The sequence below is a fragment of the Brevundimonas poindexterae genome, assembly GCF_020524625.1.
Taxonomy (GTDB): domain Bacteria; phylum Pseudomonadota; class Alphaproteobacteria; order Caulobacterales; family Caulobacteraceae; genus Brevundimonas; species Brevundimonas poindexterae_A.
The window spans coordinates 127,348-140,167 of sequence record NZ_JAIVLL010000001.1; the positions used below are offsets into that span (position 1 = coordinate 127,348).

Consider the following 12,820-nt stretch of genomic DNA (forward strand, 5'->3'; position numbering starts at 1 on the left):
GCGAGTGTCAGCTATCGGGTCGGAAAATACCGTCTGAATGGTCTGAATGGTCTGAAAGCGGTGCGGGCAAATCCTCCCCCATTGGGGGAGGGGGACCATCCGAAGGATGGGGGAGGGGGCTGACCTCGGCGGCATCGACGCCGAAGGGTGGCACTGCCCCCACCACCCCGGCGCTACGCACCGCGGTCCCCCTCCCCCGAGGGGGGAGGATTGCCGCGTCTGCGCCTCCCGCGGCCTCCCCCTGCAACTGGTCGAGTTGGCGCAGCTTTGCTTCCAGGGCGGCGAGGTCGGCTTCGATGGCCTCGGCGACGGGATCGGGGGCGGGCTTTGCCGGACGGGGCGCGGGGCGGCGGGCGAGCTCGAGCAGGCGGACGTGCAGGCGCATCCATCGGCCGGCCTCGGTCGCGTGGCCCCTGAGGATCGCGCGGTTGAGGCGGATCAGGGCATGGGCGGCCATGTCGGCGGGATCGGGAAGGCCCTGTTCCCGCTCAAGCTCCAGATCGACGGGGTCGGGTTCGGGCTGGTCCTGTCGGCGCCAGCCCTCGGCGGCGGCCCGGTTGCGCAGGGTGGACAGGCGCATGCCGTAGCGGTCGCAGACGACCGGGGCGGACTCACCCGCCAGATAGTCGGCCCGGGCCCGGGCCCAGGTGTCGTCCGATACGCGGTGATAGCCCGAGCGTGCGCGGGGCTCGCGCTCGGTGAAGATGCCGGCGCATTCGTCGTCGATCGCGGCGCGGTCGGGATCATAGTCGGGATCGTGCCCCGGCCAGTCGCGGGGCCAGTAGCCCTGATCGGTGTGGTTGGGGTCGTGGTGGTTCATGGCGTCCTCCCTGTCTTCAACCGACCAGAGTGCGGGGGCGGTGAGGCAAGGCGAGGAAGTCTGTTCGGGATGCCGTGGGGACGTTGAAAGGATGGGGGAATTGGGGCGTGGCCACGAGGGCCGAGGGGCTCGGCTCAGCATTCCTTCTCCCCTTGCGGGAGAAGGTGCCCCCTGAGAAGGGGGCGGATGAGGGGTCTCTCGGCCGGTTGCCGGAGAGCCTGCATCCTCCGCAACGATGAGCGTTCGAGCGCGGCGCGACCCCTCATCCGAGCCGCTCACGCGGCCCACCTTCTCCCGCAAGGGGAGAAGGGCGAGGTGGGGGCGGTGAAGGGGTTCATCACAGCGGACACGGTGAAGGCACGGGGGCCAAGGGTCCGCATAGGTCGAAGGAACCAGGCCAAACGCGGGTGTTTCTGGCAACAGTCTTGGCTAGAAGAATGGTTTCGTCGAAGGGCTGTGAAGATATGGCACATCACATAGTAGCGCTTATCGGCTCCCAGCAGGCGGTCGCTCGGGTTTTGACCGTTGCGGACACACCGAGCCCTACAACCTTGGGGTCCGAACTGCAGATCGTTCCGTTAGGGTACGAGCAGATCGACCAACTGACCCGGCTTGTGCCGGGGGAGCGCCTCGACGGGTTTATGTATCTGTCAGTCGGGCTCGAGGCGGCGATTCTCAGAGCTGTTGATGGGCTGATGATCGGCTACGTCGAAACCGATTATGTTGGCGGTACGGGGGCTCAGGCAGCGGCGGTGTTTGCAGATGGCGCCGTAACATTCCGGGCAGCCACACCGATACGCAGGGGGCCAGCCAAGCGAGAGGATCCTATCAACACGGCTCTCCGACAGCTCGGCGTAATGGCATCCCCTCAGGTCGACGAGTTTGATACCCTGGGTTTGGGCCGGTTCCGAAACCTAGAGGCTCTGGGGCTATGAGATTGCTACGAAGCCTCCTGAGCACAAGGTTTGAGGCTCACGGGCTGGCTCCGGCTTTTTGAACGCGAGTTCGGGAACAACTCTGACCAAAATTGTGCGTTGCACAAAATTCACTTGAACTCTCTTCGCACTTGCACCATATGGTTCATCAACGCCCCGGAGTGTCATGGGGTGGATCATCAGAGCGGCGCGTGATGCCGCCACCCGAACCAGGAGAGTGACTCATGGCCGATACTGCCGAGACCACCAAGAAGACCGTCGAAAACGCCACCGCCAAGGCCCAGGCCCAGGCTGAGAAGATCCAGGCCGCCGGTGCGCAAGCCGTCCGCGAAGGCATGGACAAGTCGCTGGCCTCGATGAGCGAGCTGAGCGTCCACGCCAAGAAGAACCTCGACGCCGTGGTCGAGTCGGCCGCCGCTGCCCAGAAGGGCACCGAGGCCCTGACCAAGCAGGCCGCCGCCTATTCGCGCAAGTCGTGGGAAGACGGCATGGCCGCCGCCCAGTCGCTGGCCCAGGCCCGTTCGGTCCAGGAAATGATCGAACTGCAAACCAGCTTCACCAAGTCGGCCATCGAGCTGTACGTGGCCGAAATGAACAAGGCCGCTGAAGTCATGACCGCCTCGGTCAAGGACAGCTTCAAGCCGATCAACGAGCGCGTCACCGCCTCGGTCGAGAAGTTCCAGGCCGCTCGCTAACCCCGAGCTTCCTGACGGAACAGGAACGGGCCCCGGTGGAAACGCCGGGGCCTGTTTTCGTTTGTGCCGGAGCGAGGACCGTGAGCTTTCACAAGGAGGTGTGACTGGACGCCGCTTCAATTCGGGACATGATGACCTACATGATCAGTTCTTCCCCGAACCGGACGTCGAATGCCCAAATCCCGGCCTGATGAAACTGGTGGACTGCCCGGATCCGCCGTCGTTACCGAGACCCGCCCGCAGCTGAAGAAGCCTTCGCTGTACCGGGTGCTGATCCTCAACGACGACTACACGCCGATGGAATTCGTCGTCTATGTGCTGGAGCGGTTCTTCGGAAAAAGCCGCGAGGACGCGACTCGCATCATGCTGCTGGTGCACCAGACCGGCATGGGGGTGTGTGGCGTCTATACCTATGAGGTGGCCGAGACCAAGGTCGCCCAGGTCGTGGAGACCGCCCGCAGGCACCAGCACCCCCTGCAATGTACGATGGAAAAGGACTGAGAGGAGCCTTCGCCCATGCCTTCATTTTCCCGTCCTCTCGAAGAGACGCTGCACCGCGCGGTGGCCTATGCCAATGAGCGCCGTCACGAGTATGCGACCCTCGAGCACCTGCTGCTGGCGCTGATCGACGACCCGGACGCCTCGGTCGTGATGAGCGCGTGCAACGTCGATCTGGCGGCGCTCAAGGTGGCGCTGACGCTCTATGTCGACAACGATCTGGCGGCCCTGACCACCCCCGACGGTGACGACGCCAAGCCGACCGCCGGCTTCCAGCGCGTGATCCAGCGCGCGGTCATCCATGTGCAGTCCTCGGGCCGCGAAGAGGTGTCCGGCGCCAATGTGCTGGTCGCCATCTTCAGCGAGCGCGAGAGCCACGCGGCGTACTTCCTGCAGGAGCAGGACATGACCCGCTATGACGCGGTCAACTATATCGCGCACGGGATCGCCAAGCGGCCCGGCGCTTCCGAGACGCGGCCGGCCAAGGCCACCTCTCCGGAAGAGGCCGAGGATGCGGCGGCGGCTAAGTCCGGCAATGAGGCGCTGGAAGCCTATTGCGTGGACCTCAACGAGAAGTCGCGCCAGGGCAAGGTCGATCCGCTGATCGGCCGCCAGAGCGAGGTCGAGCGCTCGATCCAGATCCTGTGCCGCCGGACCAAGAACAACCCGCTGCTGGTGGGTGATCCGGGCGTCGGCAAGACCGCCATCGCCGAGGGCCTGGCCCGCAAGATCGTGAACGGCGAGGTGCCGGATGTGCTGGCCGACGCCACCATCTTCTCGCTGGATATGGGCTCGCTGCTGGCAGGGACGCGCTATCGCGGGGACTTCGAGGAGCGGCTGAAGCAGGTCGTCAAGGAACTCGAGACCCACGACAACGCCATCCTGTTCATCGACGAGATCCACACGGTGATCGGGGCCGGCGCGACCTCGGGCGGCGCCATGGATGCCTCGAACCTGCTGAAGCCGGCGCTGGCGTCAGGTACGCTGCGCTGCATGGGCTCGACCACCTACAAGGAATACCGCCAGCATTTCGAGAAGGACCGGGCCCTGGCGCGGCGCTTCCAGAAGATCGATGTGCACGAGCCCACGGTCGAGGACACGGTCAAGATCCTGCGCGGGCTGAAGTCGTACTACGAGACGCATCACAAGGTGCGCTACACTGATGCGGCCATCCGCACGGCGGTGGAGCTGTCCTCGCGCTACATGTCGGACCGGAAACTGCCCGACAAGGCGATCGATGTGATCGACGAGGCCGGGGCCAGCCAGATGCTGCTGCCGGAATCGCGCCGCAAGAAGACCATCGGCCAGAAGGAGGTCGAGGCCGTCATCGCCCGGATGGCGCGCATTCCGCCGAAGTCGGTCTCCAAGTCCGACACCGAGAGCCTGAAGGAGCTGAAGGGCGATCTGGAGCGGGTGGTCTATGGCCAGGAACAGGCCATCGAGCAGGTGTCTTCGGCGATGAAGCTGGCACGGGCCGGGCTGCGCGAGGCGAACAAGCCGATCGGCAGCTTCCTGTTCAGCGGCCCGACGGGCGTCGGCAAGACCGAGGTGGCCAAGCAACTGGCTGCGACGCTCGGCATCGAGATGCTGCGCTTCGACATGTCGGAATATATGGAGCGCCACACCGTCAGCCGTCTGATCGGGGCACCCCCGGGCTATGTCGGACACGACCAGGGCGGGCTGCTGAGCGATGCCGTCGATCAGAACCCGCACGCCGTGGTGCTGCTGGACGAGATCGAGAAGGCCCACCCCGACGTCTACAACATCCTGCTGCAGGTCATGGACAACGGCATGCTGACGGATGCGCTGGGCAAGAAGGTCGACTTCCGCAATGTGGTGCTGATCATGACCACCAATGCCGGGGCTGCCGACAATGCCCGGGCGGCGATCGGCTTTGGCCGGGGCAAGGTCGAGGGTGAGGACGAAAAGGCCATCCAGCGCCTGTTCACGCCCGAGTTCCGCAACCGGCTGGATGCGATCATCACCTTCAAGGCGCTGGACGCAGACACCATCCGTCAGGTGGTGACCAAGTTCATCCTGCAGCTGGAAGCCCAGCTGGGGGATCGCAACATCACCCTGGAGCTGACGGACGAGGCCACCGACTGGCTGGCGAAGAACGGCTTTGACGAGCTGTACGGCGCTCGCCCGCTGGGCCGGGTGATCCAGGAGCACATCAAGAAGCCGCTGGCCGAGGACATCCTGTTCGGCCGCCTGACCAAGGGCGGCCACGTCAAGGTGGCGCTCAAGGACGGCAAGATCGTCTTTGACATCTCGGGCACCGAGACGGCCGCGAAACAGGCCGCCAAGGCGGACGAGGATGCCAACGCCGACTGAGGGCTAAATCGCTCAGGAAAAAGGGCCCGGAGAGCGATCTCCGGGCCCTTCGTCTGTCGGGGGAGGCGTTTAGCGGCGACGGCCGAGCGCACCCAGCAGTACCGCCAGACCGGCGACGATGCCGGTCGTCAGCAGCGGCTTGCGGCGCGCGAAGTCGAGCCCCTTGCGGGCGCTGTCCTGATAGTCGGCGGGGGCCTTGGCGACCAGGCCGTCGAGGCCGTCGATGACGCGGCCATAGGCGTCACGGGCCTTGCCCTTGTATTCGGTCAGATGCCCCTGGACCTGCTGGCGACGATTGCCGGTCAGGCGACCGAGCGCGGCGCGCGCCCGCCCCACCGTCTTCTCGCGGGTGCCTTCGATACGGGGGTCGATAACGGGCTGGTCGGTCATGCAGAGTCTCCTGCTGCGTCTGGGGAAAGGTCCTCCTGAAGCGCATGCGGGAGAGGGCGGTTCCGCCGGTGCCCTGCGACACGGGCGCACGTGGGGAAGGTCGCCTAACGGCCCGCGCCGCTGATCAGGGCGGTGCGTTCGGCGGGGGTCAGGTGACGCCAGCGGCCCTCGGGCAGGTCCTCGAGGCTGAGAGGACCGATATGGGTGCGCCACAGGTCCATGACGCGCAGGTCCAGCATTTCACACATCCGGCGGATCTGGCGGTTGCGCCCCTCGCGCAGGACGAACCGCAGGCACAGCGGCCCCAGCTGTTCGACCTCGGCGCGCTTGAGGGCCCGGCCGTCCAGCGACAGGCCGAAGCGCAGGCGGGCGATCTTGGAGTCGGTGAGGGTGCCGCGCACCCAGACCTGGTAGGTCTTGGGCAGGTCGGCGTCGGGGCCGATGACGGCCTTGGCCACCACGCCGTCGGTCGACAGGATCAGCAGCCCGCGGGAGTCCTCGTCGAGGCGGCCGACCGGCGGCAGGCTGTCGCGCGAGGACGGCAGGGGGCCGTCGCCCAGCTGGGCCGTGGCCGTCAGCAGGCGGGCGGCCGGAATCTTGCCGGGCTCGGGCTGACCCGAGACATAGCCCATGGGCTTGTTCAGCAGGACCGTCATGGCCGAGTCGAGGCGGCGGGTGGCGTCGTCGGACAGGACCAGGGTCTGGCCGGGCAGGATCTTGCGGCCGGCGTCGGTGACGACCTCGCCGTCGATCTGCACCAGACCGCCCGCGATCAGACCCTCGGCTTCGCGCCGCGAGCAGACCCCGGACTGGGCCAGCCATTTGTTCACGCGGACCGGCTCTTCGCCGGAATATTGCCCTGTCCAGGCCATGAGCATCCCTCTTGAAGCGCCTGCCTTAGAGCAAGGGCGCATGGGCCGCCAACCCCCGGAGCGATTGAGGAAATCACGCGGGTTTCAAAGCAATGTGTGGAGTGCTCGCGTTGACTTTGAGTAACGGCTTCCTATATCAGGCCCCTACCAACCGAACCGCGCACGCCTCGCGCCCCGTGATGACAGATCACGGGTCATGGTCGTTTTTATCGATGTAAGGCGCCGCTCCCTGAATATCTCGGGATCGCTGCCGCTCGGGCGTGGCCATAACAGAAGGACTCGTTTTGAAACCTCAAGCCGCCAAGAAATCCCCCAACCGCAATCGTTTCCAGCGCGTTCCGACGCGCGCGCGCATTGGTCTGGCCATGCGCCGCGACATGAATTTCGGCCCGCTCGGCGATGTCGAGCCGATGATCCAGGCCGGTGGCCTGTCGATCGCGCCGATTTCGACCGGCGAGGCCAGCCTGCACGTCAATGGCGTCACCGTGCTGCCGACGGCCAAGGGCAAGGATCTGGAGAGCGGGGATCTGAAGGCACTGGTGGTGCCCGGCGGCTATTCGGATGAAGCCGGGGACAAGGCCGTGCGCGAACTGATCGACATGGCCAAGAGCCAGGGCGTGCCGGTCATCGCCTTTGGCGAGGGCGTGGTCCATGCGACCCGCGCGGCGGGCGCCAACCCGTCCGACTATGTGGATGCGCCGGCCGTGGTGACGGATGGCGACGTCGTGACCATGCTGGCCGACCGGGATGCCCTGTCGGCGGCGACTGCCCGGATCGGCTGAGGGGCGTTCAGACCGTACGGAAGAGGAGGCCGAGGTTGTTGGCCGGCAGGGCGGCGCGCCGCGTCAGCCTGAGCCCGTTGGCCCTGGCCTCCATCACGACGTCTTCGAGGGCGCGCAGACCCCAAGCGGGGTCGCGCGCCCTCAGGCTTTCGTGGAAGGCGAGATTGCTGGGCGCGGTCTCGACGTCCGCCTCGACATAGGGGCCATACAGCATCAGCAGGCCGCCGGGACGGGCCAGTCGCTCGCCCGCCATCCGCATGAGCCCGACGGTCGCTGACCACGGGCTGATGTGGATCATATTGATGCAGACGATGGCGTCGAACCGGCCTTCGGGCCAGGTCGCTGCATCCGCCGCGTCGAGCCGTTTCGCAGGCTTCAGATTGTCGGGGCCGCCCGAGGACTGCCAGACCCGGAGGGCCTCGACGGCAGAGGCATCGATATCGGTCGGCAAGACCTCAAGGCCCGGGTGGGCGCGCGCGATCCCGAGGCCGTGGCCGCCGGTGCCGGTCGCGACCTCGACCAGGCGTCCGGACGCGGGCAGGTGGGGCTTCAGGAAATCGAGGATGTGCGGCAGGTTTCGTTCGCCAGCGGGCGTAAGCAGGGCCGTATCGTGTGCCGTTTGGCGCTCACTCAAAAAAGATTCTCCATCCGTTTTCTCCCCCGAGTAACCGGTTACAGCCGCTTTGGCTGCCGGTTTCAGGGGTATTGCATGTCGCGGCCGGTGAAAAGTTGCAGCAGTTGACCTCGGGTCCGCGAGGGTGTTTTGAGCGTGTAACAGAGCGTGATCGTTGCGCTCTATGGGGGGTATGTCGGCGAAGATCGACGCTCCCGGACGACGTTCAGGAGCGCGTTTCATGGCCCAATCCTCCATTCCCGGTTTGCACCCTGCACCGACCCGCCACGCCCGACTGGTGGCCTGGGTTGAGGAGATCGCCCGGCTGACGAAGCCGGACCGTGTGCACTGGTGCGACGGCTCGGAGGCCGAGAAGGCCGCGATCGTCGCCGACCTGATCGACAAGGGCACGCTGCGCCAGCTGGACCCGGTCAAGCGTCCGGGCAGCTATTATGCCGCGTCGGATCCGCGCGATGTGGCGCGCGTCGAGAGCCGCACCTTCATCTGCCCCGCCGATCCGAAGGATGCCGGCCCGACCAACAACTGGGCCGACCCGGCCGAGATGCGCGACCGGCTGAACGGGCTATTCGACGGCTGTATGGCGGGCCGGACGATGTATGTCGTGCCTTTCTGCATGGGGCCGCTGGGCTCGGAGATCAGCGCGCTGGGCGTCGAGATCACCGACAGCGGCTATGTGGCCGTGTCGATGGGCATCATGACCCGCATGGGCAAGGATGCGCTGGACGCGCTGGGCGACGACGGGATGTTCGTGCCGGCCGTCCACACCCTGGGCGCGCCGCTGGCGGACGGCCAGGCCGATGTGCCGTGGCCCTGCAATGACGACAAATGGATCGTGCATTTCCCCGAAACGCGGGAGATCTGGTCCTATGGCTCGGGCTATGGCGGCAACGCCCTGCTGGGCAAGAAATGCTACGCGCTGCGCATCGCCTCGGTCATGGCCCGCGATGAGGGCTGGCTGGCCGAGCACATGCTGATCCTCAAGCTGACCGATCCGAAGGGCCGGGTGAAATATGTGGCCGCGGCCTTCCCCTCCGCCTGCGGCAAGACCAACCTGGCCATGCTTCAACCGTCGATCCCGGGCTGGAAGGCCGAGACGGTCGGCGACGACATCGCCTGGATGCGCTTCGGCGACGACGGGCGCCTGTATGCCGTGAACCCGGAAGCGGGCTTCTTCGGCGTGGCGCCGGGCACCAGCCGCAACACCAACCGGAATGCGCTCGAGACGCTGGCGACCAACACCGTCTTCACCAATGTGGCGCTGACGGCGGACAATGATGTGTGGTGGGAGGGCCTGACCAAGGAGGCCCCCGAGGGCCTGACCAACTGGAAGGGGCAGCCGCACGATCCGGCCTCGGGCGAGCCGGCGGCGCACCCGAACGCGCGCTTTGCGGCCCCTGCTGCCCAGTGCCCGACCATCGCGCCCGAGTGGGAAGACCCGAAGGGCGTGCCGATCGACGCCATCCTGTTCGGGGGACGCCGGGCCTCGGCCGTGCCGCTGGTGACCGAAGCGTTCGACTGGGACCACGGGGTGTTCCTGGGTTCGACCGTGGCGTCGGAAGGCACGGCGGCGGCCGAGAACAAGGTCGGCGAACTGCGCCGCGACCCGTTCGCCATGCTGCCGTTCTGCGGCTACAACATGGGCGACTACTTCGCCCACTGGCTGGCCATGGGCAAGAAGAGCGACCCGGCCAAGCTGCCGCGCTTCTACTTCGTCAACTGGTTCCGCAAGGGCCCGGACGGAAAGTTCGTCTGGCCGGGCTTTGGCGACAATGCGCGGGTCCTGAAGTGGATCTCGGAACGGCTGGACGGCGAGGCCGGGGCGGTCGAGACGCCGGTCGGCCGGGTGCCGACGCGCGAGTCGCTGGATCTGGACGGGCTGGACCTGACCGAGACCGACCTTGAGACCCTGCTGGACGTCGACGCCGAGGTCTGGACCGAGGAGGCGTCGCGCATTCCGGCCTTCTTCGAGACCTTCGACGATCGCATGCCGCAGGCGCTGTGGGACCAGCTGAAGGCGCTGGAAGCCCGTCTGGCGGACGCGCGAAGCGCCTCGCTGGCCGCCGAATAGGTCAGGCGACGACTTGATTTCGGGTCACGTCCGGTCGATGCACCGGGCGTGACCTTTTCCTGTGACATTGTGGTGCTGGGCGCGGGCGCCCTCGGCCTGGGCGTGGCCGCAGAGCTGCGCGCGCGCGGTCGGGACGTCCGGGTGGTCGACCCCGGCGGGGCCAACGCCTCCTCGGTCGCGGCCGGCATGATCGCACCGGCGATGGAGAGCCTGCTGGACCCATGGGACGCCGATCCGGCGGGGCGCGCCGCCCTGTTGCGGCAGGCGCGGGACCTGTGGCCGGGGTTCGCCGAGCGGCACGGCATTGAGCTGATCCGGGACGGGGTGGACTGGATCGGCGAGGATCCGGACGGGGTGGCGGCCCGGCTGGACGCGCTGGGCTTTGCAGCCGGGCGCACGGCAGCGGGCGTGTTCTGTCCCGAAGACTGGCGGGTCGATCCGGCGCGGGCCTTGGCGGCGCTGGGACAGGGCCTGGAGCGTATTGCCGTCCGGGCCAAGGCGGTTGTGGCCGTCGACGGGGGCTGGCGCGTGACGCTGGAGGACGGGAAGGCGCTGTCCGCCCGGCAAGGGGTGCTGGCGACCGGCACGACCTTTCCGGCTCTGCCCGAAGCAGCGGCGCGGGCTGTGGGGGCGGTCTCGGCGATCGGGGGCAGGCTGGCGTTCACACCCCGGGCGCTGGTCGAACGGCCCGCGCGCTTCACGGGCGGCTATCTGGTGCCGATGGGCGAGGGCACGGTGATCGGGGCGACGATGGAGGTCGGCGGTCTGGCCGGAGATGCCGCAGCCCTGCAGGACGGCCTGCTGGCGCGGGCCCGGCGGGCGCTGGGGCTGGACGAGCTGGGACCGATGGAATGGCGGACCGGCGTGCGCGGCGCGACCGCCGACGGCCTGCCGCTGACGGGGGCGGTGCTGCCGGGACTGCATCTGGCGCTGGCGCCGAGGCGGAACGGCTGGCTGATGGCGCCGACGGTCGCCGCGCGGACGGTCGAGGGGATCGAGGCGCACCCGAAGGGCTGACGCCCCGATCCCGGATCGCCCTTATTCCGGCAGGGTGAAGCGGATGCCTACATTGACGCGGGCGCCGCCGACGGGCTGGCCGTCCACCGTGCGCGGGCTCATGCGGAAGTCACGCGACAGACGGGTGGCGGCGCGACCGAAGCCGTAGCCGCCGGGCGTTTCACTGACCACCTGACAGTCGGTCAGGGTGCCGTTGACCCGCACCGTGCAGCTAAGCGTGGCCGAGCCGGTAACCCCGGCGGTGATGGCCCGGTCCGGATAGGCGCGCATCAGGGCCTCGCCGCTGGGTCTGCGGACCCAGTCGGGCTGGGTGATGACGGGCGGTCCGGCGGGCACGGTCTCGACCGGCGTGGTCCCGGTGCCGCCGGGCGTCGGGTTCTCGATCGGCTTGGTCAGGGTGATGGCCGGGCCGGTCGTCTGGGTCGGGACGTCCGGGATGACGGCGATCAGCGGTTCGGTCGCCCGCTCCGGCGCGACCGGATTGTGGATCGGCGGATTGGGCGCCGGGGGCTCGGGCGTGGGCTCGGTCTTCGGCGGCGGCGGCGTGTAGAACTCCATGACGATGGTGTCCTTCGGCTCGGCGGTGGGCGTGTAGGCCATCTCGATCCGCTGATAGTAGAGGGCCACCCCTGCACCGACGTGGGCGGCCACCACCACGCCGAGGGCGACGAGCGTCGCCGGCGACAGCTTTTTGCGGGTGTTGCCGTATTCCAGGGGACTGATCAGGCTGGGGCCACCGGCGTGCGTCATCATCATGGTCGTCTCTCCCTTATGCCGTCCCCACAGCACACCCTGAGGCGAGTGGGCGCTGACCTTGCGGCAAGTTTGAGGCGAAACCGTTGTGCGGCGATCACGGTTACGGCGGTTAAGATTCAATTAACCATGACTGGTCAGCCTTCGCACCATGACCATCGGTGCGATTCCCTCCCAGGGCGGTGTCGAGGCGGCCATCCGGCGCGCCTCTGCCTCCACGGGTGTGGACTTCGACTTTCTGCTGAAGACGGCCCAGCGCGAGAGCGCCATGAACCCGGGTGCCAAGGCCCGGACGTCGTCGGCGGCGGGCCTGTTCCAGTTCATCGAGCAGACCTGGCTGTCGACGCTCAAGCAGTACGGCGGGCGGCACGGCTATGGCCAGTATGCGGACCTGATCTATCGCGGGCAGGACGGGCGCTGGCGGGTCGACGGGGCGGCGCGCAATGTGGTGCTGGACCTGCGTTATGACCCTGTCGCGGCTTCGGCCATGGCGGGCGAGCTGACGGCCTCGAACGCGGCCTATCTCCGCGGGCGGATCGGGCGGGAACCGACAGCCGGCGACCTGTATGCGGCGCACTTTCTGGGGCCGGCCGGAGCCGCGCGTCTGGTCGAGGCGGTGAACACCCAGCCGGGGGCGAGCGCCGCAGCCTTGTTCCCGCAGGCCGCCGCCGCCAACCGGCCGATCTTTTATCGCGACGGGCGCCCGGCGACCGTTGGTGAGGTCTATGCCAACCTGTCGAGCAAGGCCGGGCAGGGCGCGCCAGCGGCGGGCGGAGCCATGCCCGACCCCCTGTCGCCCAAGGACAGGGCGCTGGCGGACCAGATGGACCGGATGCGGCAGGACCAGGGCCTGTTGGCGCTGCTGCTGGGACAGGACGGGGATCAGGCAGACGCCGGGTTCCGCCGGGCGTTCGTGGGCATTGCCGACGCCTGATCCAGTCCGCGTGGTAAACTGTGCGTTAAGCCTGTCACGCGCATGCTTCGAACCGGGAATCGGGGCACACCGGTTGATCTGAAACAGC

13 protein-coding genes are annotated in these 12,820 nt (G+C 67.6%); 8 read left to right on the top strand and 5 right to left on the bottom strand.

Going from position 1 to position 12,820, the window contains the following annotated elements:
• Positions 1 to 7: 7 nt before the first annotated feature.
• The gene (locus LC068_RS00655) at positions 8 to 820 is read right to left on the bottom strand and encodes a hypothetical protein (RefSeq protein WP_226633678.1); all 813 of its coding nucleotides are present in this window, start codon (positions 818 to 820) and stop codon (positions 8 to 10) included.
• 464 nt (positions 821 to 1,284) lie between these two features.
• On the opposite strand from LC068_RS00655, the gene LC068_RS00660 reads away from it, so the two are divergent.
• The 4 genes from LC068_RS00660 to clpA all read left to right on the top strand — a co-directional run bounded on the left by LC068_RS00660 (position 1,285) and on the right by clpA (position 5,282).
• On the top strand, positions 1,285 to 1,755 hold the full coding sequence (locus LC068_RS00660; RefSeq protein ID WP_226633681.1) for a hypothetical protein: 471 nt from the start codon (positions 1,285 to 1,287) through the stop codon (positions 1,753 to 1,755).
• 224 nt (positions 1,756 to 1,979) lie between these two features.
• Entirely contained in the window at positions 1,980 to 2,450 is a 471-nt protein-coding gene (locus LC068_RS00665; protein ID WP_226633683.1) for a phasin family protein, read from the top strand.
• Positions 2,451 to 2,621: 171 nt separating this feature from the next.
• Positions 2,622 to 2,951, top strand: coding sequence for an ATP-dependent Clp protease adapter ClpS (clpS, locus tag LC068_RS00670; RefSeq protein ID WP_209118008.1), 330 nt, complete (start codon positions 2,622 to 2,624; stop codon positions 2,949 to 2,951).
• A 15-nt stretch (positions 2,952 to 2,966) separates the two neighbouring features.
• On the top strand, positions 2,967 to 5,282 hold the full coding sequence (clpA, locus tag LC068_RS00675) for an ATP-dependent Clp protease ATP-binding subunit ClpA (protein WP_209118006.1): 2,316 nt from the start codon (positions 2,967 to 2,969) through the stop codon (positions 5,280 to 5,282).
• Between the two features lie 69 nt (positions 5,283 to 5,351).
• On the opposite strand, the gene LC068_RS00680 is transcribed toward clpA, so the two are convergent.
• Positions 5,352 to 5,672, bottom strand: coding sequence for a CsbD family protein (locus LC068_RS00680; RefSeq protein WP_226633685.1), 321 nt, complete (start codon positions 5,670 to 5,672; stop codon positions 5,352 to 5,354).
• A gap of 104 nt (positions 5,673 to 5,776) precedes the next feature.
• Positions 5,777 to 6,544, bottom strand: a complete 768-nt coding sequence (locus tag LC068_RS00685) for a pseudouridine synthase (RefSeq protein WP_226633687.1) — start codon at positions 6,542 to 6,544, stop codon at positions 5,777 to 5,779.
• A 284-nt stretch (positions 6,545 to 6,828) separates the two neighbouring features.
• Here LC068_RS00685 and LC068_RS00690 point away from each other — a divergent pair, with 284 nt between their 5' ends.
• Positions 6,829 to 7,326, top strand: a complete 498-nt coding sequence (locus tag LC068_RS00690; RefSeq protein ID WP_209118001.1) for a type 1 glutamine amidotransferase family protein — start codon at positions 6,829 to 6,831, stop codon at positions 7,324 to 7,326.
• 7 nt (positions 7,327 to 7,333) lie between these two features.
• Here the strand turns inward: LC068_RS00690 and LC068_RS00695 are convergent, their stop codons facing one another.
• Complete coding sequence (locus LC068_RS00695) at positions 7,334 to 7,960, bottom strand: DUF938 domain-containing protein (protein WP_226633689.1); 627 nt, start codon at positions 7,958 to 7,960, stop codon at positions 7,334 to 7,336.
• Positions 7,961 to 8,180: 220 nt separating this feature from the next.
• On the opposite strand from LC068_RS00695, the gene LC068_RS00700 reads away from it, so the two are divergent.
• Both LC068_RS00700 and LC068_RS00705 read left to right on the top strand, forming a co-directional pair.
• Complete coding sequence (locus tag LC068_RS00700; RefSeq protein WP_226633691.1) at positions 8,181 to 10,028, top strand: phosphoenolpyruvate carboxykinase (GTP); 1,848 nt, start codon at positions 8,181 to 8,183, stop codon at positions 10,026 to 10,028.
• 48 nt (positions 10,029 to 10,076) lie between these two features.
• Positions 10,077 to 11,045, top strand: coding sequence for an NAD(P)/FAD-dependent oxidoreductase (locus LC068_RS00705; protein WP_226633693.1), 969 nt, complete (start codon positions 10,077 to 10,079; stop codon positions 11,043 to 11,045).
• A gap of 21 nt (positions 11,046 to 11,066) precedes the next feature.
• Here LC068_RS00705 and LC068_RS00710 read toward each other — a convergent pair whose 3' ends face one another.
• Complete coding sequence (locus LC068_RS00710; RefSeq protein WP_226633695.1) at positions 11,067 to 11,801, bottom strand: TonB family protein; 735 nt, start codon at positions 11,799 to 11,801, stop codon at positions 11,067 to 11,069.
• Positions 11,802 to 11,949: 148 nt separating this feature from the next.
• Here LC068_RS00710 and LC068_RS00715 point away from each other — a divergent pair, with 148 nt between their 5' ends.
• Positions 11,950 to 12,732: a transglycosylase SLT domain-containing protein gene (locus LC068_RS00715; RefSeq protein WP_226633697.1), complete on the top strand. Its 783-nt coding sequence runs from the start codon at positions 11,950 to 11,952 to the stop codon at positions 12,730 to 12,732.
• The last annotated feature ends 88 nt before the right edge of the window (positions 12,733 to 12,820 follow it).

Coding starts and splice junctions, on each gene's coding strand:
- LC068_RS00655 (WP_226633678.1), bottom strand. CDS start 820: ATGAACCACCACGACCCCAACCACACCGATCAGGGCTACTGGCCCCGC.
- LC068_RS00660 (WP_226633681.1), top strand. CDS start 1,285: ATGGCACATCACATAGTAGCGCTTATCGGCTCCCAGCAGGCGGTCGCT.
- LC068_RS00665 (WP_226633683.1), top strand. CDS start 1,980: ATGGCCGATACTGCCGAGACCACCAAGAAGACCGTCGAAAACGCCACC.
- clpS (WP_209118008.1), top strand. CDS start 2,622: ATGCCCAAATCCCGGCCTGATGAAACTGGTGGACTGCCCGGATCCGCC.
- clpA (WP_209118006.1), top strand. CDS start 2,967: ATGCCTTCATTTTCCCGTCCTCTCGAAGAGACGCTGCACCGCGCGGTG.
- LC068_RS00680 (WP_226633685.1), bottom strand. CDS start 5,672: ATGACCGACCAGCCCGTTATCGACCCCCGTATCGAAGGCACCCGCGAG.
- LC068_RS00685 (WP_226633687.1), bottom strand. CDS start 6,544: ATGGCCTGGACAGGGCAATATTCCGGCGAAGAGCCGGTCCGCGTGAAC.
- LC068_RS00700 (WP_226633691.1), top strand. CDS start 8,181: ATGGCCCAATCCTCCATTCCCGGTTTGCACCCTGCACCGACCCGCCAC.
- LC068_RS00710 (WP_226633695.1), bottom strand. CDS start 11,801: ATGATGATGACGCACGCCGGTGGCCCCAGCCTGATCAGTCCCCTGGAA.
- LC068_RS00715 (WP_226633697.1), top strand. CDS start 11,950: ATGACCATCGGTGCGATTCCCTCCCAGGGCGGTGTCGAGGCGGCCATC.